The sequence below is a fragment of the Novosphingobium cyanobacteriorum genome (genome assembly GCF_029436685.1).
GTDB lineage: Bacteria > Pseudomonadota > Alphaproteobacteria > Sphingomonadales > Sphingomonadaceae > Novosphingobium > Novosphingobium cyanobacteriorum.
The window spans coordinates 48,566-69,301 of the sequence record NZ_JAROCY010000016.1; the positions used below are offsets into that span (position 1 = coordinate 48,566).

The 20,736-nt window shown below is 66.0% G+C and carries 17 protein-coding genes and 1 pseudogene; 8 read left to right on the forward strand and 10 right to left on the reverse strand.

What is annotated here, in order from left to right; all coding sequences use genetic code 11:
- Positions 1 to 6: 6 nt before the first annotated feature.
- The 3 genes from POM99_RS16060 to POM99_RS16070 are packed head-to-tail and all read right to left on the reverse strand — an operon-like array spanning position 7 to position 2,845.
- Complete coding sequence (locus POM99_RS16060) at positions 7 to 1,125, reverse strand: ABC transporter ATP-binding protein (protein WP_277279499.1); 1,119 nt, start codon at positions 1,123 to 1,125, stop codon at positions 7 to 9.
- A 17-nt stretch (positions 1,126 to 1,142) separates the two neighbouring features.
- Positions 1,143 to 1,982, reverse strand: a complete 840-nt coding sequence (locus tag POM99_RS16065) for an ABC transporter permease (protein ID WP_277279500.1) — start codon at positions 1,980 to 1,982, stop codon at positions 1,143 to 1,145.
- Positions 1,979 to 2,845, reverse strand: coding sequence for an ABC transporter permease (locus POM99_RS16070; protein WP_277279501.1), 867 nt, complete (start codon positions 2,843 to 2,845; stop codon positions 1,979 to 1,981). The genes POM99_RS16065 and POM99_RS16070 overlap by 4 nt, the downstream gene beginning before the upstream one ends.
- 232 nt (positions 2,846 to 3,077) lie before the next feature.
- Here POM99_RS16070 and POM99_RS16075 point away from each other — a divergent pair, with 232 nt between their 5' ends.
- From POM99_RS16075 to POM99_RS16085, 3 genes are read left to right on the forward strand one after another with little or no spacing between them, the layout of a single operon-like run.
- Positions 3,078 to 4,430, forward strand: coding sequence for a glutamine synthetase family protein (locus POM99_RS16075; protein ID WP_277279502.1), 1,353 nt, complete (start codon positions 3,078 to 3,080; stop codon positions 4,428 to 4,430).
- 25 nt (positions 4,431 to 4,455) lie between these two features.
- Entirely contained in the window at positions 4,456 to 4,929 is a 474-nt protein-coding gene (locus POM99_RS16080) for a (2Fe-2S)-binding protein (RefSeq protein ID WP_277279503.1), read from the forward strand.
- On the forward strand, positions 4,929 to 7,058 hold the full coding sequence (locus POM99_RS16085; RefSeq protein WP_277279504.1) for a xanthine dehydrogenase family protein molybdopterin-binding subunit: 2,130 nt from the start codon (positions 4,929 to 4,931) through the stop codon (positions 7,056 to 7,058). The genes POM99_RS16080 and POM99_RS16085 overlap by 1 nt, the downstream gene beginning before the upstream one ends.
- A gap of 229 nt (positions 7,059 to 7,287) precedes the next feature.
- Here POM99_RS16085 and POM99_RS16090 read toward each other — a convergent pair whose 3' ends face one another.
- Positions 7,288 to 8,682 carry an aspartate aminotransferase family protein gene (locus POM99_RS16090; protein ID WP_277279505.1) on the reverse strand — a complete coding sequence of 465 codons (1,395 nt, stop codon included), beginning with the start codon at positions 8,680 to 8,682 and terminating at the stop codon, positions 7,288 to 7,290.
- Between the two features lie 174 nt (positions 8,683 to 8,856).
- Here POM99_RS16090 and POM99_RS16095 point away from each other — a divergent pair, with 174 nt between their 5' ends.
- Positions 8,857 to 9,537 carry a GntR family transcriptional regulator gene (locus POM99_RS16095; RefSeq protein ID WP_277279506.1) on the forward strand — a complete coding sequence of 227 codons (681 nt, stop codon included), beginning with the start codon at positions 8,857 to 8,859 and terminating at the stop codon, positions 9,535 to 9,537.
- Between the two features lie 117 nt (positions 9,538 to 9,654).
- Here the strand turns inward: POM99_RS16095 and POM99_RS16100 are convergent, their stop codons facing one another.
- Positions 9,655 to 11,388 carry an FAD-dependent oxidoreductase gene (locus tag POM99_RS16100; protein WP_277279507.1) on the reverse strand — a complete coding sequence of 578 codons (1,734 nt, stop codon included), beginning with the start codon at positions 11,386 to 11,388 and terminating at the stop codon, positions 9,655 to 9,657.
- Between the two features lie 90 nt (positions 11,389 to 11,478).
- A pseudogene (locus POM99_RS22490) lies at positions 11,479 to 11,601 on the reverse strand (twin-arginine translocation signal domain-containing protein); the annotation flags it as partial.
- Between the two features lie 106 nt (positions 11,602 to 11,707).
- On the opposite strand from POM99_RS22490, the gene POM99_RS16105 reads away from it, so the two are divergent.
- The 4 genes from POM99_RS16105 (at position 11,708) to POM99_RS16120 (ending at position 17,389) form a co-directional block, all read left to right on the forward strand.
- The gene (locus POM99_RS16105) at positions 11,708 to 12,775 is read left to right on the forward strand and encodes an ABC transporter substrate-binding protein (protein ID WP_277279508.1); all 1,068 of its coding nucleotides are present in this window, start codon (positions 11,708 to 11,710) and stop codon (positions 12,773 to 12,775) included.
- Positions 12,776 to 12,786: 11 nt separating this feature from the next.
- Complete coding sequence (gene aptA / locus POM99_RS16110; RefSeq protein WP_277279509.1) at positions 12,787 to 14,130, forward strand: omega-aminotransferase AptA; 1,344 nt, start codon at positions 12,787 to 12,789, stop codon at positions 14,128 to 14,130.
- A gap of 98 nt (positions 14,131 to 14,228) precedes the next feature.
- The gene (locus POM99_RS16115) at positions 14,229 to 15,953 is read left to right on the forward strand and encodes an amidohydrolase (protein ID WP_277279510.1); all 1,725 of its coding nucleotides are present in this window, start codon (positions 14,229 to 14,231) and stop codon (positions 15,951 to 15,953) included.
- 53 nt (positions 15,954 to 16,006) lie between these two features.
- On the forward strand, positions 16,007 to 17,389 hold the full coding sequence (locus POM99_RS16120; RefSeq protein WP_277279511.1) for an amino acid permease: 1,383 nt from the start codon (positions 16,007 to 16,009) through the stop codon (positions 17,387 to 17,389).
- Here POM99_RS16120 and POM99_RS16125 read toward each other — a convergent pair.
- From POM99_RS16125 to POM99_RS16140, 4 genes are read right to left on the reverse strand one after another with little or no spacing between them, the layout of a single operon-like run.
- On the reverse strand, positions 17,359 to 18,747 hold the full coding sequence (locus POM99_RS16125; protein WP_277279512.1) for an aminotransferase class III-fold pyridoxal phosphate-dependent enzyme: 1,389 nt from the start codon (positions 18,745 to 18,747) through the stop codon (positions 17,359 to 17,361). The two genes, POM99_RS16120 and POM99_RS16125, sit on opposite strands and share 31 nt — an antisense overlap.
- The gene (locus POM99_RS16130; RefSeq protein WP_277279513.1) at positions 18,744 to 19,325 is read right to left on the reverse strand and encodes a nucleotidyltransferase family protein; all 582 of its coding nucleotides are present in this window, start codon (positions 19,323 to 19,325) and stop codon (positions 18,744 to 18,746) included. Before POM99_RS16130 ends, POM99_RS16125 begins: the two co-directional genes overlap by 4 nt.
- Entirely contained in the window at positions 19,315 to 20,217 is a 903-nt protein-coding gene (locus POM99_RS16135; protein WP_277279514.1) for an XdhC family protein, read from the reverse strand. The genes POM99_RS16130 and POM99_RS16135 overlap by 11 nt, the downstream gene beginning before the upstream one ends.
- Positions 20,214 to 20,726 carry a cytochrome C gene (locus POM99_RS16140; protein ID WP_277279515.1) on the reverse strand — a complete coding sequence of 171 codons (513 nt, stop codon included), beginning with the start codon at positions 20,724 to 20,726 and terminating at the stop codon, positions 20,214 to 20,216. Before POM99_RS16140 ends, POM99_RS16135 begins: the two co-directional genes overlap by 4 nt.
- Between the last annotated feature and the right edge of the window lie 10 nt (positions 20,727 to 20,736).

The window sequence follows — 20,736 nt, forward strand, 5'->3', positions numbered from 1 at the left end:
TGGCAATTACCCCAGCAACACCACCGGAGCCTTCGGCGCCCATGACAGCCACACGCTCGATCCCGCCGGCAGGCCTTGCCCGGCGTCGCGATCCCCGTTGGCTTGCGCTACTTTCAGCACGATGCCGGTGGCGATTTCCACTTCGTAGAGCGTGCTCGCGCCGAGGTAGGCGCTGCGCACGATCACGCCTTGGGTCACGTTGGCAGCGGGCATTTCTTCCGGGCCGGCGGGGCGGGGCTGGTCGATCGGGGTCATGGCGATCTTTTCGGGCCGGATGCCCACCCACACCGGGGTGCCCGGTGCGCCGGTGACGCCGTGGTTGACCCACACCGGGCAGTCCAGCGCCTCGCTGGTCACGGCGGCCTGGTCGGGTTCGTCCAGCCCCAGCGTGCCTTCCACCATATTGATCGTGCCGATGAAGTCGGCCACGAAGCGGTTGGCGGGGTATTCGTAAAGATCGCCCGGTGCCGCCACCTGCTGCAGCTGGCCCCGGTTCATCAGCGCGCAGCGGCTGGCCATGGCAAGCGCCTCGTCCTGATCGTGCGTCACCATCACGAAGGTCACGCCCACCGCGTCCTGGATCGCTGCCAGTTCGCCGCGCATTGCCTCGCGCAGCTTGGCATCCAGCGCGGAGAGCGGCTCGTCCAGCAGCAGCACGCGCGGGCGCTTCACCAGCGCGCGGGCCAGCGCCACGCGCTGCCGCTGCCCGCCAGACAGCTGGTCGGGTTTGCGCGCGGCGAAGTCTTCCAGCTTCACCAGCCGCAGCGCTTCGGCCACGCGCTCGTCGCGCTCGGCCTTGGCCACCTTGTCGATCTTCAGGCCATAGGCCACGTTGTCCGCCACGCTCAGGTGGGGAAACACTGCGTAGGACTGGAACACCATGTTCACCGGGCGGCGGTTGGGCGGCACGTCGGTCACGTCCACCCCGTCGATCAGGATGCGCCCCTCGGTGGGCGTCTCCAGCCCCGCCAGCATGCGCAGCAGCGTCGTCTTGCCGCAGCCGCTCGGGCCCAGCAGGGTGAAGAACTCGCCTTCGCCTATGTCGAGCGAGACGTCGTCCACCGCGATGAAGCTGCCGAAGCGCTTGCTCACATTCTCGAAGCGGATCAGGCTTTTACCAGTCATAGCTTGGACTTCATTGTTCAGTGACCCTGCTGGGCAATTTCGCGCCCCTGCAGCTTCATGCCGATCACGGTGAGGATCACGGTGATGGCCATCAGCACGGTGGACGCGGCGTTTACTTCCGGCGTTACCGAGAAGCGGACCATGGAATAGATCTTCACCGGGAAGGTCACCGTATTGGGCCCGGCGGTGAAGAAGGTGATGACGAAGTCGTCGAGGCTGAGCGTGAAGGCCAGCAGCGCCCCGGCGACGAGAGCCGGGCGGATGTGCGGCAGCAGCACGTCAACCAGCGCGCGCAGCTCGCTCGCGCCCAGATCGCGCGCAGCCTCCTCCATCTCGCGGTTGAAGCTCGTCAGCCGCGCGCGCACCACCACCGCCACGAAGGGGAAGCTGAAGGTGATGTGGGCGATGATGATCGCGCCCAGGTCCAGCGGCCAGACGAGGTCGCGCGGCCAGGGCATCACCTGCCCGAAGAACACCAGCATGGCCACGCCCATGCAGATTTCCGGCACCACGATCGGCAGCGTCACCGCGCCGTCGAACAGGCTCTTGGCCGGAAAGCGGAAGCGCCACAGCGCGATCGCCGTCATCGCGCCCAGCACCACGCTGAACAGCGTTGATATGGCGGCGATGGTCAGCGAATTGGTGAACGCGTCGATCAGCGCGGCGTCGTCCATCATCCTACCGTACCAGTCGAAGGTGAACCCTTCCCAGCGGATGGTGCGGCGGCTGTCGTTGAAGCTGAACAGGATCAGGCTGGCGAGCGGCAGGTAGAGGAACAGCAGCACCGCGCCCACCCACAGCCGCAGCGGCCAGCTGCGCGCGTATTCCAGCGGTCCCTTGGCGGGCTTGCGGCTCATGCGATGGCCCCCTTGCGCCGGTCCTGCAGCGCGCGCACCGCCATTGCGGCCAGCGTCAGGTACATCAGCATGAACGAAAGCGCCGCGCCAAACGGCCAGTCGTTGGCGCGCTTGAACTGGCGTTCGATCACGCTGGCGATCATCTGGCTGTCCGGCCCGCCCAGCAGGTCCGGCGTCAGATATGATCCCAGCGCGGGGATGAAGCACAGCATCACCGCCGAAAGGATGCCCGGCCGCGCAATCGGCACCACCACCTGCAGGATCGTGCGAATATGCCCCGCGCCCAGGTCCAGGCTCGCCTCCAGCAACGAACGGTCCAGCCGGTCCAGCGTGGAATAGAGCGGCAGAACGATGAAGGGCAGGTGGACATAGACCAGCCCCACGATCACCGCAAAGTTGGTGTGCAGCATCTCGAACGGGCCAAGGCCCACCAGCCCCACCGCATCGTTGATCCACCCTTCGGTGCGCATCACCGCCATCAGCGCATAGGTGCGCACCAGCAGGTTGGTCCAGAACGGCAGCATGATCCCCAGCAGCAGCCAGATCTTGCCGCGCGGGGTGGCAAAGGTCATCACCAGGGCATAGGGAAAGCCCACCAGCAGGCAGATCGCCGTGGTCACGCCGGCAAAGACCAGCGATTTGGCGAAGATCATCAGGTAGACCGGGTCGAGCACGCGGGCATAGTTGTCGAGCGTGCCGGTCACCGCCACTTCGGTCAGGTTCAGCGTGCGGCCAAAGCTGTAGGCCCAGATCACGCCAAGCGGGATCACGAAGAACAGCACGATCCACGCCGCCGGCGCGGTGATCACCGAAAGGAAGGCCAGCCTTTCCCGCCGCCAGTCACCGTTCATCGGCCCAACCATCGGGATGCAGGTTCCATCGATTGCCCTCAACGAAAACGAGACGCGCGCCTTGCTTGGCACGCAGCCATGGGGAATTCCAGCCTGCTGCGATGAGCCCGATCCTTGCTGGCCGGATTCTGCGATCACACCTATCGTCGGCGTCCGAACTCGTCAACGCCCTCGATACGGGTTGTGCTAAAGAGGGCGCCGCACGGGCTGGACAGCCTCACACCGTCGCCATATGTGATCACACATGGCAAACAGCGACCAGTCCAGTCTTTCCGCATGGCTCGATGCCCACCCCGAAATCACGCGGGTGGAGGCCTTTGTCTTTGACCTGATGGGCGCGGGCAAGGGCAAGTGGCTTGAACGGGACAAGGCCTATGGCTTGGATTCCAAGGGCTTGCCGGTGCCGGTCTCGGTCTTTGCGCAGGATGCCTGGGGCTGCGACGTGCCCGGCGCGGGCCTCGCCTTTGGCACCGGTGATCCCGATGGCCTGTGCTATCCGGTTGCGGGCCGCTTTGCAGCCATGCCCTGGGTGGGCGCGGGCACAGGGCAGTGCTTCCTCGCCATGCGCACCGCCGATGGCCAGCCCGTGGTGTCCGACCCCCGCGGCGCGCTGGAACGCGTGCTGGCGCGCTATGCGGCCCGGGGGTTGACCCCGGTGGTGGCGATGGAGCTGGAATTCTACCTCTATCGCCTGGAAGACGGCCTGCCCGTGCCGCCCGATGGCATGGCCCGCCGCAACGATACCCTGTCGACCAAGGCGCTTGCCGCCCATGCTGATCTGTTCGATGCGATCTTCGCCGCCGCCCGCGAAATCGGCATCCCCGCCGATGGGATGATCAGCGAGGCGGGGCCGGGCCAGTTCGAGCTGAACCTGCTGCATCGCGCGGATGCGCTGGCTGCGGCGGACGATGTCATGTTGATGCGGCGCATTGTCCGCGCCCTTGCCGCGCAGCACGGCCTTGGCGCCACCTTCATGGCCAAGCCCTATGGCGATTGTTCGGGCAGCGGCATGCACATTCACGCCAGCGTGGTCGGCGCCGATGGCACGCTCCCCTTCGCCCAAACTGGCACGGGGCCTGGCGGGGGGGCGAGCGACATGCTCTATCATGCGGTTGAGGGCCTCCTGTCGGCCATGCCGGAAACGATGCTGGCCTTCGCGCCCAACCACAATTCGTTCCGCCGCTTCCGCCCCGATGCCCATGCCCCGCTTTCGGCCAGCTGGGGCATTGACGATCGCAGCGCCGCCGTGCGCGTGATCGTGGCCGATCCCAAGGCGACACGGATCGAACACCGCATCTCGGGCGCAGACGTGAACGCCTATGTGGCGATGACGGCGATGCTCGGCGGCATGATCGAAGGGATCGAAGCCGCCATCCTGCCGCCCCCGCCACAGGACCCGATGAATCCGGGGCAGGGCCGCGCCCTGCCGGTGGAATGGGGCGCCGCGATCGACGCCTTCGCCGGCTCGGAAACGGCGGAACGCATCTTCGGCGAACGCTTCCGAAACATCCTTGTTGCGTGCAAGCGCCAGGATCGCGAAGCTTTCCTGTCGCACATCGATCGTTTCGAGTACGATACCTATCTCAACGTGCTTTGACACAGGATCATCGGGAGTAAACGGGGTGGCGATCACGATCACCATCAATGGCAAGCCGCGCGCGTTCGATGTGCCGGCGGAGATGCCGCTGCTGTGGCTGCTGCGCGATGTGGCGCAGATGACCGGGACGAAGTTCGGCTGCGCGGCGGGCCTGTGCGGCGCGTGCAGCGTGCTGGTGGATGGCGAGCGCGCCTTTTCCTGCCAGACCCCGGCGGGCGATGCCGCGGGCAAATCGGTCACCACCATCGAAGGGCTGGCCGAACAGCCGCTGGGCAAGGCGCTGACCACCGCGTGGGATGAAACCGACGTGGTCCAGTGCGGCTATTGCCAGCCGGGCCAGATCGTCGCCGCCGCCGCGCTGCTGAAAGCGAACCCCAGGCCCGACGATGCCGCGATCGATGCGGGGATGAGCGGCAACATCTGCCGCTGCGGCACCTATCCGCGCATCCGCGCCGCCATCAAGCGCGCCGCCGCGATCAATGCGGGAGGGAAGGCGTGATGGACCTGACGCTCAACGCTTCCCGGCGTGAAATGCTGGCCGGTTCGGCGCTGCTCGGCGGCGCGCTGCTGGTGCCGCTCACCGCCTGCGCCGCCACCGGCTCTCCTGGCAAGGGCGGGCTGGCCGCCAACACCTGGCTGGCCGTGACCCCGGATGGCAAGATCGCGCTGGCCTTGCCCAAGACCGAGATGGGGCAGGGGATCCTGACCGCCATCACCATGATCGCTGCCGAGGAACTGGCCGTCGCGCCCGAAGCGGTGCAGGTGACCATTGCCGAAGGTGACGCTGCCCGCTTTGCCCCGCTGAGCCAAGGCACCGGCGGCTCCACCTCGATCCGTGAAGTGTGGCAGCCGCTGCGCGAAGCCGCGGCCAAGGCCCGCGCCGCGCTGTTGCAGGCCGCCGCCACGCAGTGGAAGGCGCCCGTGGCCGATTGCGTGGCGCACGATGGCGCCGTTCTGCACAAGCCCAGCGGCAAGGTGCTGACGTTTGCCGCGCTGGTCCCCGTCGCCGCCGCTGCGCCGCTGCCCAAGGATGCGCCGCTGCTCTCCCCGACGGAGTTCAAGGTGCTGGGCAAGGCGCAGCGCCGGCTGGATGGCGCGGCCAAGGCCCGTGGCACTGCCGAATATGGCATCGATGTGATCGTGCCGGGCATGAAGTTCGCGGCCATTGCCGAATGTCCGATCTTTGGCGGCAAGCTGGCGGGTCTCGACGAAGCTGCGGCCAAGGCCGTGCCCGGCGTGGACGCGGTGATCCGTGATGATGACGCGCTGATGATCGTGGCGGGCAACACTTGGGCCGCGCGGCAGGCGCTTATCGCCGCCGATCCCAAGTGGGATGCTCCCCCCGCTGCCAAGGGCGCCCAGCAGGCCGCCATCGTCGGCACGGTGGCTGCCGGGCTCAACCAGCCCGGCACCGTGGCGATCAACGCCGATCCCAAGGTTGCGCTGCCCGCCGCCACCCGCACCATCACGGCGGAATACCACCAGTCCTTCCTCGCCCACGCCACCATGGAGCCTTCCAACTGCGTGGCGCAGGTGAAGGACGGCGCATGCGAGATCTGGACCGGATCGCAGATCCCGTCCGACGCGCGCGAGGCTGCGGCCAAGGCGCTCGGCTTCCCGCTGGAAAAGGTCACGTTCCACAACCGCCTGATGGGCGGCGGCTTCGGCCGGCGGCTTGAGCCCGACATGGTCGTGCGCGCGGTGGGCCTTGCAAGGCGGGTGCCCTGGCCGGTCAAGCTCACCTGGGCGCGTGAGCAGGACATGACCCACGATTTCTTCCGCCCGGCCTATGCCGATCGCTTCACCGTGGGTGTTGATGCGGCGGGCAGGCCGGTTTCCTGGACGCACAAGATCGCCGGCTCCTCGATCATGGCGCGCCTGATGGGCCCGGCGTTCAAGGGCGTGGACGAAGACGTGGTCGATGGCCTCAATGCCCCGCTCTACGATGGCTTCCCGCGCACCGTCACCTTCCAGCAGGTGGAAAGCAGCGTGCCCACCGGCTGGTGGCGTGGCGTTGGCCCGCTGCGCACCGCCTTTGCGGTGGAATGCATGGTCGATGAACTGGCCAACGCCGCCAATATCGACCCCATCGGCTATCGCCTGCAGCTGACCAGCGATCCGCGCGCCCGCGCCGTGCTGGAAGCGGTGCGCAAGCAATCCGGCTGGGATGACAAGCGCACCCCCAATTCCGGGCTGGGCGTGGCGGTGATCCACAACTGGGATACCTACATGGCCGCCGTGGCCGATGTTTCCGTGGGCGCGGACAGGCAGATCCGCATCAACCGGGTGACCGTGGCGGTCGATTGCGGGCAGGTGGTCAACCCCTCGGGCATCCGCGCGCAGATTGACAGCGGCGTGATCTTCGGCGGCAGCGCGGCGCTGTGGGGAGAGATCACCATTGCCGGTGGCGCCGTGGAACAATCAAACTTCCACGATTACCGCGTGATGCGCATGGCCGAATGCCCGGTGATCGAAACCATGATCATCGACAGCCACGAAAAGCCCGGCGGCATGGGCGAACCGCCCTGTGCCGTGATCGGCCCTGCGCTGGCCAACGCTCTCCACGCTCTCACCGGCAAGCGCGTGCGCAGCCTGCCCTTGCAGAAAGGCTTCGAAGCGCTGGCCTGACCGTTCTTGTCTCCCGCGCGCGGGAGAGGCTTTAAAGGTTCGGTTTCTCGCAGAGACGCAGAGAGAAAAGAGAGCGCAGAGAGCCAGCGTCTGGCCGAAGGCCGCCAATAATTTCACTACAGATTGCGCGGCGGAACGCGCAGAAGGGCGGCTTCGCCGTAAGCGCTCTGCGCTCTCCCTTCTTCTCTGCGTCTCTGCGAGAAACCCTTCTCTTAATCTCGGCCAACCGTCACAACGCCGCCAGCTGCTCCATGCTGGCATCCAGCGCCGCGCCGATGATCCCCACCAGCCGGTCGATCTCCTCGTGCGTGATCACCAGCGGCGGGCTCATCACGATGGAGTCGCGGATCGCGCGCACCATCAGGCCGCCGGCGATGCAGTGATCGCGCACGATCGGGCCGGCCTGTCCGCCTGTTCCGTGGCGCTTGTTGGTGCCCTTTTCGGCCACGATCTCAACCGCGCCAAGCAGGCCGATCGAGCGGACTTCGCCCACCAGCGGCTGATCGGCCAGCCGCTGCAGCGCCGCGTTCAGGTATGGCCCCACATCCTCGCGCACGCGGTCGACAAGGTGCTCGTCCTCGATGATCTGCAGGTTGCGCAGCGCCACCGCCGCTGAAACCGGGTGGCCTGAGTAGGTATAGCCGTGGACGAACTCCTCGCCCGAGGCGCGCAGCACCTCCACGATCTCGCTTGAAACGCCGGTGGCCGAAATCGGCAGGTAGCCGGAAGACAGGCCCTTGGCCATCGAGACGATGTCTGGCGAAATGCCATAGTGCTGGAAGCCGAACCATTCGCCCAGCCGGCCAAAACCGCAGATCACTTCGTCTGAAACCAGCAGGATGCCATACTTGCGGCAGATCGCTTCCACCTTCTGCCAGTAACCGGGCGGAGGGATGATCACGCCGCCCGCGCCCTGCACGGGTTCACCGATGAAGGCCGCCACGTTTTCCGGCCCCACTGCCAGGATGCGGTCTTCGATCGCCTGCGCCGCGCGCGTGGCAAAGGCTTCCGGATCTTCTCCAAAGCCTTCGCCAAAGGGGTAGGGCTGCATCACGTGTTCGATGCCGGGGATCGGCAGCCCGCCCTGCGCATGCATGAAGGTCATGCCGCCAAGGCTGGCCGATGCCACGGTCGATCCGTGGTAGGCATTGTGCCGGCTGATGAACACCGTGCGGTTTGGCTCGCCCTTCAGGCCCCAGTACGTGCGGACCAGGCGGAACACCGTATCGTTGGATTCGCTGCCAGAATTGTTGAAGAACACGTGTTGCAGCTTGCCGCCCAGCAGGCCGGCCAGCTTGGTCGCCAGTTCGATCGGCGGCACCGTGGCGGTGCGGAAGAACGTGTTGTAGAACGGCAGCTCCTCCATCTGCCGCGCCGCCACTTCGGCCAGTTCGGGGCGGCCATAGCCCACGTTCACGCACCACAGCCCGGCCATGCCGTCCAGGATCGCATGGCCTTCGCCGTCATAGATCGTGGAGCCCTGCGCATGGGTGATGATGCGGCTGCCGCCCAGGTCCTGCTGCAGCTTGTAGCTCGATTGCGCCGGCAGGTGATGCGCCACGTCCAGCTCGCGCAGGGCGGGGATGTCATAGTTGCGGACGCCAATCGTAGGGGGGGTGGCCATCGTCAGTCCCGGGCAGTTGATCTAAGATCACAGATAGGCTCTTGGCAGGGTCTGCGTCAATGAAAACGCGCCGAAAAGCTGCATCCTTTTTGCGGAAACGTTGATTGCCGGGGGGGTTCTTGTAAGATCACCGCAGGATTTGCCGCAGGACGGAGGTTGCGCAAGGCGAGCATGGTGCACAGCGAAGCCGCGATTGCAGAGGAAGAGGGCGAGGGCACGGCTTCGCTGCGCGAACAGGTGTACAACGACCTGCGCTACCGCCTGATCACGGGCAAGATCATGCCTGGCGTGGGCATTTCCACGCGCGGGCTGGCGCAGCAGTTGGGTGTCAGCCAGATGCCGGTGCGCGATGCGCTCAGCCGGATCGCGGCCGAAGGCGCGGTGGACATCCGGTCAAAGCGCGCGGTCATGGTGCCGAAGATGACGCAGGCCCGCTTCATGGAAATCATGCGCCTGCGCACCCTGCTGGAACCGCTCGCCGCGCAGGAAGCGCTGCCGCACATTGACGGCGAACGCCTGCGCCAGATCCGCGCGGCGGACGAGGCGACTGACGATGCGCTGCGTGATGGCGACGTGAACGCCTACATGGAATCGAACTTCCGCTTTCACTCGCTGATCTATGGCGCGGCGCCGATGCCGCTGGCCAATCGCATGATCGAAAGCCTGTGGATGCAGTTCGGCCCGTTCATGCGCGTGGTCTATGGCCGCTATGGCACTGCCAGCATGATCGACCAGCACAAGGCGGCGACCAAGGCGATCGCGCAAGGCGATGCCGAAGGCCTGCGCGATGCGATTGCGGGTGACATCGGCGATTGCCACGATCTGATGCGCGATTGGGAAAAACTGAACGCTTAGAATGGGTTCTGGCGGAGTGCTGTGGTGGTTCGACAGGCTCAGAACGAGCAGTTCTGGATCGATTGATCGCAACCGCCGCTCATCCTGGGCCTGTCGAAGGATGCCGGCGCATCCCCCTCAGGCGAAGAGTTCGTTCACCGCGCGCCAGGCCTGGTCGATGGCGCTGCTGGTATAGGATGCGCGGTCGGAATCGGCATTGGCGATGGTGATCGAGCCGAATTTCGCCCGACCGACGAGGTGCGGCGCATCGGGCTCGTCGTCGCGCCTGGCGTCCCACAGCGAGTTGTATTCGGGAGCGTAGCCGTGGGGCCAGCGGTTCACCGCAATGCCGGCGATATCGCGCTGCGCATCGAAGCCATGGGGGGCAAGCGCGCGGGTCATCAGGTCGACCAACTCGTTCTCGAACTTCGAAAAATCGGTGGCGAGCAGTTCGGCGCGGCCGGCCTTGCTCTGTTCGTGCTCGGGCAGGCCGGGAGCGTGCGGGATGCGCGAGAGGCGCATCACGATGGGCTCGTCTGGGGTCTTCGGCCCGGTGTAACCGCCGATCTCCACGATCCGGTCAAGGTTGAAGCCGTGGTACCAGTGGGTGGGGCAGGTCGCGCCGCTGATCCCCGCCTTGGCAAAGGCGCGCCAGTTGTCGAGCGCGACGCTGATATAGCACAGCGGCTCCTTCACCAGTTCGTGCAGGCCCGCCTTCTGCGCGGCAGGAAGCGCGGGGATCAGATAGGGGATCACCATGTTCCAGCACGCCATGACCACGTGGCGCGCGGCAACTTTGCTTAACTTTCCGCCGCTTGCATAGACAATGTCGACACCGGCTGAACTGCGGTTCTCCACGTGCAGAACGGTGCTGTTCAAGCGGATGCGCACCGGCTGACCGGCCTTGTCCAGCGCGTCGTAATGGCAGGGCGAAAGGATTGATTCCTCAACGGAAACTCCGGGCTTCATGAACCCCGGCACCAGCTTTGCCACCAGCAGGCGAGCGACCGTGCCGTTGCCGTCGGGGAAATGCAGTTCATAAGAGCCGCCGGTCTGGGCGAAGCCGCGCGGGGTATAGCCCATGCGCATGGTGCCGCCCTTTTCCAGCCTGGTCCCGGCAAACCCGGCGAGGCGGGCGCCCCAGGCGTCGAGCGCGGAAATGCCGTCTGCGCCCACGCACCACCAACCGAGCGGGCGGTTCTGGTACCATTGCAGAGCTTCGTCGCCCAAACCCCCGTGTTTCTTGAGGAAATCGCGGTAGCTGATCCGGCTGAGGTAATCCTTGCGCATCTCCATCGGCATGGTGCCGAGTGGGTCGGTCTTGCCCGATTCCAGGGCCACGATCTGCGCCAGCGCCTCTGCCGAGAAGGGGGATTTGCCAAGCTTTACAGGTAGTTCTTCTTCATGCGGCAGGCGCACCAGGGCATCGCGGCCAAAGTGTTCGCGGTCAAAAAACGCGGCGGGGGCCAGCTTGTATGCCTTCAGCCCTGCACCCGCATGTTCGCCATACTTTTCGGAAAGCGCCGGAACATCGATGCCGATCTTGCGCAGCAGGCCGTCGGCCACGGGGCTGTAGGGCTCGGGACTGTCGATGCCCAGCGTGCCGCCGTTCATGATAAGTGTCTGTCCACGAACGCGAAACTCATTGCGCTTGGCATGTCCACCAACATCGTCGTGGTTCTCCACGATCAGCACCCGTGCCTGCGGGTTGCGTTCGCGATAGAATAGCGCTGCCGAAAGGCCGCTGATGCCGCCGCCGACCACCACGAGGTCATAGTCCTCGGCCGCCGGGCCGGCCAGCGCCTGGCCGATCGCCTCACCATCGCGCAGGGCGTGGGCCACTTCGAACGAGCCGGGATGCGATCCGCGCATTCCCAAACGATAGGGCGGATAATAGCCAAAAGGTTCAGAATTGGCGTAGGTTGAGGCGGGTTGAGAAGGGGTTGAGGCCGACTGAGAGGGGGTTGAGATGGACAGAGAGGCCACCGAACCGGCGACAGCAGCGCCCTGCACGAAGTCTCTTCGGGTCACCTGCGGACCCAAGATGCCCTTCTTCGAACCCGTCCCGTCACCCTTGTTGTGCATGGTCCCGGCTTTCCTGCTGGCAGGTCTTTACGGGCGTACTGTGATCACATAACCTGACCTGAAGCAACGCCTTTCAAGCGGGCACAGAACAGACAAGAGGGCTTCGATGCGGCTTCCCCAATCGCGACGCGGATTTCTGGCCGGGCTTGGCGCGGCGGCCGTTGGCATCACCTTCGGCGGGCTGGGCGGGTGCAAGCGGGCGGCGAAGAGCCAGCTGAACTTCTACAACTGGGATACCTATGTCGGGAAGGACACGCTTTCAGGCTTCGAGAAGGAGAGCGGGGTTCATGTGAACCTGAGCCTGTATTCCAACAACGACGAACTGTTTGCCAAGCTGCGCGGGGGGAACCCCGGCTATGATGTGGTGGTGCCGAGCAACGACTTTGTCCAGCGCATGGCCAAGGCCAACATGCTGATGCCGCTGGACCACGCAAAAATCCCGAACATCAAGAACATCGCGCCGCAGTTTGCCGATCCGCCGTTTGATCCCGGGCGCAAGTTCGCGATGCCCTATACCTGGCTGGTGCTGGGCATCGGTTACCGCAAGAGCAAGGTTCAGGGCGTTCCCGACAGCTGGAGAACCGTGCTCGATTCACCGCAGTACAAGGGCCGCATCGCGCTGCTTTCCGATGCGGCGGACCTTTGCCGGTTGACCGAGATGTATCTGGGCAAGGACATCAACACCTTCGACCCTGCCGCGCTGGCGCAGGTGCAGGACCTGCTGATCCGGCAGAAACCCAACGTGGCGACGTTCCATGACGACAACGGGCAGGACCTGTTGCTGTCAGGCGATGCCGACCTGGTGATCGAATACAACGGCGACATCGCGCAGGTGATGAAGGAGGACAGCGACCTGGCCTTCGTGGTGCCGAAGGAAGGCAGCGTGATCCAGTCGGACCAGATCTGCATCCCGGCCGGCGCGCCCAACCCCGATGCGGCCCATGCCTTCATCAATCACGTGCTGAGCGCCGAGGCGGGGGCCGACCTTGCGCGCACCATATCGTACCCCACGCCGAATGCGGCGGCGCTGGCGCAGATGCCCGAGGAGTATCGCAACAATCCCGCGATCTTCCCGCCGCCCGAGGCGATGGCCAAGTGCAAGTATGCGCAATACCTGGGCGAGGATGCCTATCGCACGTTCCAGGACGTGATCACCCGCGTGCGCGCGGCCTGAGGAGCGACGGCATGGCGAGCGCAGCCGCGATCGACTGGGCAAGCGCGGAAGGGCTGGACCTTTCGCACTTCTGGATGCCGTTCACCAACAATCGCTTCTTCAAGGCGAACCCGCGCCTGTTCGTTTCAGCAAAGGACATGCACTTCACCACCGCCGATGGCCGGCAGGTGCTGGACGCGACATCGGGCCTGTGGTGCGTGAATGCCGGGCACGGGCGTGAGGCGATCACCGAGGCGATCCGCGAGGCGGCGGGCGTGCTTGATTTCGGCCCCACGTTCCAGCTGGGCCACCCGCTGCCGTTCCGGCTGGCGAGCGAGCTGGCGGCGATGATGCCGGCCGGGCTGGACCGGGTGTTCTTCACCAATTCCGGATCGGAAAGCGCGGACACGGCGCTGAAGATGGCGCTCGCCTATCACCACGCCAAGGGCGATTCCACGCGCTTCCGGCTGATCGGGCGGCAGCGTGGCTATCACGGCACCAACTTTGGCGGGATGTCGGTGGGCGGGATTGGCGGCAACCGGCGGCGCTATGTCTCGCAGGTGTGGGGCGTGGACCACCTGGCGCATACCCATGGCGATGCGGTGCGGTTCCAGCGCGGGCTGCAGCCCGGAAACGGCGGGCTGGCCGAAGAGCTGGAGGAACTGGTGGCGCTGCACGGGCCGGAAACGATCGCGGCGGTGATCGTGGAGCCGGTGGCGGGATCGACCGGCGTGCTGGTGCCGCCGCAAGGATACCTGCAGGCGCTGCGCGACATTACCCGCAAGCATGGCATCCTGCTGATCTTTGACGAAGTGATCACCGGCTTTGGCCGCGTGGGCGATGCGGCGACGGCGGCCGAAGTGTTTGGCGTGACGCCCGATATCGTGACACTTGCCAAGGGCCTGACCAACGCCACGGTGCCGATGGGCGCGGTGGTGGCCAGCCGTGAGGTGCACGACACCATCGTCAACGGATCGCCCGCGGGGATCGAGTTCTTCCACGGCTATACCTATTCCGGGCATCCGCTGGCATCCGCAGCCGGCCTCGCGGCGCTGGCGCTCTATCGGCAGGAGGGCCTGTTCGCCCGCACCACCGCGCTGGCGCCGGTGTGGGAAGAGGCGATGCATGGCCTGCGCGATTGCCCGAACGTGATCGATATCCGCAACGTGGGGCTGGTGGCCGGGATCGAGCTGGCGCCGCGCGACGGCGCGATCGGGGCGCGGGCGATGGAGGCGTTCCACCGCGCGTTCGACGCCGGGCTGCTGATCCGCGTGACGGGCGACATCATCGCACTGTCCCCCCCGCTGATCGTGAGCGAGGCGCAGATCGGCGAGATTGCGGACAAGCTGCGCACGGTGCTGCACGAAACCGCCTGACCGGCCAACAAAGGTGCTTGCGCCTGGTTGCTTACGCCGAGAGCCGCGCTAGCATTATTGGACGAGTGTCCTGAATTCGGAATTGCTTTGGGGGTGATATGATCAAGCGGCTTCTGGCGGGTGCGGCGATGGCGGTGGCGTTTGCCTCGCCTGCGCTGGCGAAGGAGCAGGTGGACCTGATCCTGCATCACGCGCGCGTGCTGACGGTGGACAGGGACTTCACCGTGAAGACGGCGGTGGCGGTGAAGGGCGAGCGCATCGTTGCCACCGGGGGCGAGGACCTGCTGGAGCAGTTTGACGCGGCCAAGGTGGTGGATCTGGGCGGGCGCACGGTGATGCCCGGCTTCATCGACGCGCACCTGCATCCCTTTCCGGTGGCACCGTCCGACATTCCGGTGGCGCAGGCCAAGTCCGTGGCCGAAGTGCAGGCGATGCTGCGCGAAAAGGCCAAGCTGCTGGGGCCGGGCAAGTGGATCACCGGATATGGCTGGCAGGAATCGAACCTGGCGGAAAACCGCAACCTTACCCGCGCGGACCTGGATGTGGCGGCGCCGAACAACCCGGTTATGCTGACGCGCGCGGGATCGCATTCGTCGGTGTCCAACTCGATGGCGCTGAAGATCGCGGGGATCGACCGCAACACGCCCGATCCCAAATCAGGCCTGATCGAGCATGACGCCAGCGGCGAGCCCAACGGGATCATCCGCGAACGCTTTGACCTGGTGAAGAAGTTCATCCCGCAGCCGACCTGGGCCGAAATGAAGATGCCCTATGTCGCGTGGCTGAAAAGCATCCTGGCGCTGGGCATCACCAGCTTCTGGGACGCCAGTGGCACCATCGACGACGAGCCGGTAGGGCAGGGCGGGGTGAAGCCGACCAAGAACGGCGACCTGTTCGGCGGGCCGAACATGACCTTTCGCCGGGCGCGCGAGATCTATGCCGAATATGGCGCGGATCTGCCGCGCGTGACCATGTACATCTCCTATCCCGGGGCGGAGCGGCTGAAGGCCTTCCCCCACACCAGCGGATATGGCGACAACCGCGTGCGGCTGGGCGCGATTGGCGAAAGCGCGGTGGACGGCGGCTTTACCGGGCCGACGGCGTGGCTGCTGGCCGATTACAAGGGGCAGCCTGGCTTCCGCGGCAAGGGCCGCTTCACCGATGCCGAACTGCAGGACATGGTGGATACCGCCAACCGGCTGGGCTGGCAGCTGGGCCTGCACTGCATTGGCGATGCCGCGATCGTGCAGACCATCGACGCCTATGCCAAATCGCTCGACGCCATTCCCGATCCCAACCACAAGATGGAGGACAGGCGCTGGTTCACCGACCATTTCACCATCATGCCGCCCGACGAGACGATGGCGAAAATGGCGAGCCATTCGATCTGGATCGCGCAGCAGCCGAACTTCCTCTACAACCTGGAAGACCGGTACATGCAGGTGCTGGACGATTGGCGGCTGGCGCACAACAACCCGGTGCACACGCCGGCGCACAAGTTCGGCATCTTCACCGCGTTTTCCAGCGACAACCTGCCGGTGGGGCCGCTGGTGGGGCTTTATGCCGCGATCACCCGGCGGGGGCCGAGCGGGGCGGTGCACGGCGCCGAGGAAGCGGTGAGCCGGGCCGAGGCGATCCGCATGTATACCGCCAACGGTGCGTTCCTCTCTCGCGAGGAGGCCGAGAAGGGCACGCTGGAACCGGGCAAGCTGGCCGACATGATCGTGCTGCCGTTCGATCCGCTGACCGCGCCGGAAGACGTCTTCCTGAACGGCAAGGTGGACATGACCTTCGTTGGCGGAAAACTGGTCTATTCGCGTTGACCGTGGCGGTGGGCGTGGCCAGACTGCATGACTGAAATATCGGGGACAACTGCTTGACCGCCCACCATGCCGACCGGCCTTCGGGCCTTGCCGCCTCGCTGAAATCACGCCACGTTTCGATGATCGCCATCGGGGGGATCATCGGGGCGGGGCTGTTCGTGGGATCGAGCACATCGATCTCGCAGATCGGGCCGGCGGTGCTGGTCAGCTATGCCATGGCCGGAACGGTGATCCTGCTGGTCATGCGCATGCTGAGTGAGATGGCCAGCCGCCACCCCGGCGCGGGATCGTTCACCGAACTGGTGCGGCTGGGGCTGGGTGACCGGGCGGGCTTCGTCTGCGGGTGGCTCTACTGGTACTTCTGGGTCGTCGTCGTGGCGATCGAGGCGATTGCCGGGGCGGTGATCATCCACGGCTGGATCCCCGCGATGCCGGTGTGGCTGATCGGTTCGGTGCTGCTGGCCGGGCTGACGGGCGTGAACCTGCTTTCGGCCAAGTCCTATGGCGAGTTCGAGTTCTGGCTGTCGCTGACCAAGGTGGGGGCGATCATCGGCTTCATCCTGGTGGCCGGTGCCTGGGCCTTTGGCCTGACATCGCCGAACGGACCGACCTTTGGCAACCTGGTGGCGCACGGCGGCTTTGCGCCCAAGGGCTGGGGTGCGGCGATTGCCGGCGTGACGAGCGTGATCTTTGCGCTGTGCGGCGCGGAGATCGCCACGGTGGCCGCCGCCGAGGCGCACGAGCCGGCCAAGGTGATCGCCAAGCTGACCGCCAGCATCGCCACGCGCATCCTGCTGTTCTACGTGCTTTCGATCGGACTGATCGTTTCGGTGATGCCGTGGAATGCGGTGAAGGCGGGGGTATCGCCGTTCGCGCAGGCGCTGGACGCCATGCACATTCCCCATGCGGCGGACCTGATGAACCTGCTGGTGTTGGTGGCGGTCACCTCGTGCCTCAATTCGGGCATGTATGTGTCATCCCGCGTGCTCTACGTGCTGGCGGACAAGGGCGATGCGCCGCGCGCACTGGCACCGCTGAGCCGCAGCGCGGTGCCAGTGCGCTCCACGCTGATCGCCAGCGCCTTTGCCTATGCCGCGCTGGCCGCTTCCGTTCTCTCGCCCGAGCTGGTGTTCAGTTATCTGGTCAATGCATCGGGCGCGTTGATGATCTTCATCTACATGTTCGTGTGCCTGTCACAGCTGGCCATGCGGCGGCGCGCTGGCACGCAGGGAGCGACCATCCTGATGTGGTGGCACCCCTATGGCGCGTGGGTGACCTTTGCCGCGATGGGGGCAGTGCTGGCGGCGATGGCCTTCCGCCCCGGATCGCGGGTGGAACTGGTTAGCAGCCTTGTGGTGCTGGGCATCGCGCTTGCGGGATCGTTCGCCGGGCGCGATCGGTCCAATCACGCCATGGCGGCGCGCACGTCCGGATAGTCCAGCAGCTTGTCCAGGGTGGTGTGGACGCGGGCGAAGATATCGTCCATCTCGCCTTCGGTGCAGCACAGGGCCGGGGCGAAGCCGAGGCCGCCGTTGGCGAAGCAGCGCACGATCAGGCCTTCGTTCCAGCTGAGCTGCGCCAGCCTGCCGCCGATGTCGAGGTCATAGGCGAAGTTGGTCTTTGCCGCCTTGTCGTTGACCAGTTCGATCGCGCCGAGCATGCCGCGCCAGCGCACGTCGCCCACCAGTGGGTGGTCCTTCACCCGCTCCATGTGTTCGGCAAAGCGCAGGCCGGTCTTCTCGCCATTGGCCAGCAGGCCGTTCTGGTAAAGCCGCAGGCATTCCAGCGCGACCGCGGCGCTGACCGGGTGGGCGGAATAGGTGTAGCCATGGCCGATCGGCATGCTCTCTGCCGCGCCATCGGCGATGCCCTGGTAGATGTGATCGGCCAACATCACCGCGCCCATCGGCATGTAACCGCCGGTCAAGCCCTTGGCCATGGTCATCAGATCGGGCGAGACGCCCTCGGCATTGCTGGCGAACATCGGCCCGGTGCGGCCGAAGGCGGTGATGACCTCGTCCACTACCATCAGGATGTCGAGCCGTGTGCAGGCCTCGCGCATGGCCTTGAGCCAGCCGACCGGGGGCACGATGACACCGCCCGAGCCTTGGATCGGTTCGCAGAAGAAGGCCGCGACCTTGTCTGACCCGCCCAGTTCGGCAACCTTTGCTTCCAGCGCGGCAACACTGGCGGCGATCAGCGCCTGCGGGTCATCGCCCGCAGGGTGGCGATAGGGAAAGGGGGAGGGGATGTGGTGCTGCCAGCGCAAGGGCAGGTCGAAGCCGCGCTGCATGTGCGGCAGCGCGGTGAGGCCTGCGCCCGTGCTCGAAGAGCCGTGGTAGCCGTTGACCTGCGCGATGAACTGCTTCTTTTCCGGGCGGCCGGTGGCGTTCATGTAATGCACGATATAGCGGATGGCGCTGTCCACCGCGTCAGACCCGCCGAGGGTGAAATAGACGTGATCGAGACCGGCGGGGGCGAGCGCGGTCAGTTCGCCCGCAAGCTGGATTGCCGCTTCGCAGCCGAAGCCGAAGAAGCCGGTGGCGTAGGGCAGCTTGCGCATCTGTTCGGTGGCGACTTCGACGATGCTGTCCTGCCCATAGCCCACATTCACGCACCACAGCCCGGCGAAGGCATCGAGCAGCTGCCGCCCGTCCACATCGGTCAGCCACATGCCCTTGCCGGATTCAAGGATGCGCACGCCGGCCTTTTCATGGCCGCGGAAGGACATGACCGGGTGGATCAGGTGGTCGCGGTCGATCTCGATCAGCGAGCGGTTGGGAATGGCGTTCATGCGATCCTCGTAGTGGCAAGCAGGGCTTCGGCCCGGGCAAGATCCCCGGGCGTGTCGATATCCAGTTCCGCGTCGGGCGGAAGGCGGAAGTGCGGGGCATCATGCAGCAGCGCGCCGGCACCCCGGTCTCCGGAAAGCGCCATCAGGGCCGGAAAGTGCTGTGACCCGAATATCGCCGGGGGCAGGCGCAGGTCACCGTGGCTGCTGGCGATGCGATCGCCATCGAATGCAGAGGCGAGCGCGGCGAAATGGCTGGTGGGAACAAGCGGCATGTCTGCCAGCGCGATCATTGCCGCCCGCGCACCGGTGGCCTGCGCGGCGGCGACGCCGAGGGCCAGCGAGCGCGATTGCGGGGCATCGGGCGGATCGAGCGGAAGGCAGGTGTAGCTGTCCAGAAGGGCCGATCCGGGGGCGATCACCGCGATGCGGGCGGCAAAGGGGAGTGGGGCCAGCTGGTGCATGGTGCGGGCAAGAACGGTCTCGCCGGCCAGCATGGCGCCAAGCTTGCCGACACCAAAGCGTTCGCTGCGCCCTGCTGCGAGCAGGACGAGCACAATACCGCGCAGGTCAGAGGACATGTGCGACGGCGTGCCCGGTCCATTGCCGCGCACCGGCGCAGGCGTGATAGTCCTGCACCACCTCGGCCAGGATCGAGAGCGCCAGCGTGGCCGGATCGCGCGTGCCGGGGATCAGGCCAATGGTGCCGCGCAGCGCCGCGATGCGACCCTCCGGCACGCCCGCAGCACGCAATGTTTGCACACGGGCGCGGTGGGTGCGACGGCTGCCTACGGCGCCGTGATAATACGCCGGCAGAGCCAGCGCCTGTGGCAGCAGGAACTCTTCCCAGTCACGATCGTGGAACAGGAAAGTCACCGCGGTCCAGGCATCGCCCGCCACATCGGGCAGGCGCTCGCGCATCTTCATCGGCCGGATGCCGTCGGTGCGATGCAGGTCGGTTTCGGGGGCGAAGGCTTCGACTTCCAGCCCCCATGCGCGCGCCAGGCGGACCAGTGCGACCAGATCCTCGCCATGGCCGAAGGCGAGGAGGCGGGGCGCGGGGCGATATTCCTGCCGCCATGTGCCGAGGTCCAGCACTGCGGCCTCGCGCCGATGCAGCGCGGCGAGAACCGCATCGATGGCAGCGGAATCGGGCCGCGGGGTGAACAGCAGGTCAATCCCGCCGCCGCAGGGCAGGCGCAGGTCGATATAGGGTGAGCCTGAGCCATAGCGCACCGTGCGCGGTTCGCCGCCTTCCAGCACGGCCTGTGCCTCTTCAATCACGGCGCGTTCAACGCAACCGCCGGAGAAGGAGCCGACCGTGCGGCCGTCCGCCAGCACCGCCATCTGCGTGCCGATGCTGCGGGAGGAAGAGCCTGCGATGGCGGTGAGGGTGACCAGCGTCCCCGCCACGCCTGCCCGCGCGCCTTCAGCCAGCAGGCGCAGGGCATCCGCGGGGAAAGCAGCGATCACTGCGTCTCGCCGGGGTAGAGCAGCTTGATCGATTCAGGCGCGTGGCAGGTCTTCACCACCTGCTTCGCCAGCCGCAGCCGCTCGGCCGTCAGCGACTTGTCAGACAGGGCGAATTGCCGTTCATACGCCACTTCCTGCGTGGTGAACGGCTTGGTCCCTGCAGGCGCGCTGCCCTGGCCCAGCACGAAGACGACATAATTCATCATGTCGGCCAGCCGATCGTTGTCGGCGATGCGGCTGTGCGCCACGTTGGGCAGGCGGATCAGGTAGGCGCGCGCCTCGGGCGTGCACATGAACCAGCCGACCCGGCCCTGCAGCTCGGGCAGCTTGGCCGGTACGGTATCGCCCTTCACACCGTGGCAGCCGGCGCAGTTTTCGATGTAATCGATCCTCGCCTGTTCCGGATCGACCAGGATCGAGGCCGGATCGGGCTGCGAAGGCGCGGCGTGCCCGGCAAATGCAACCGCCAGTGCAAGACCCGCAAAAGCTACCTTCAACCCCTTCTTCATTGTCAGATCC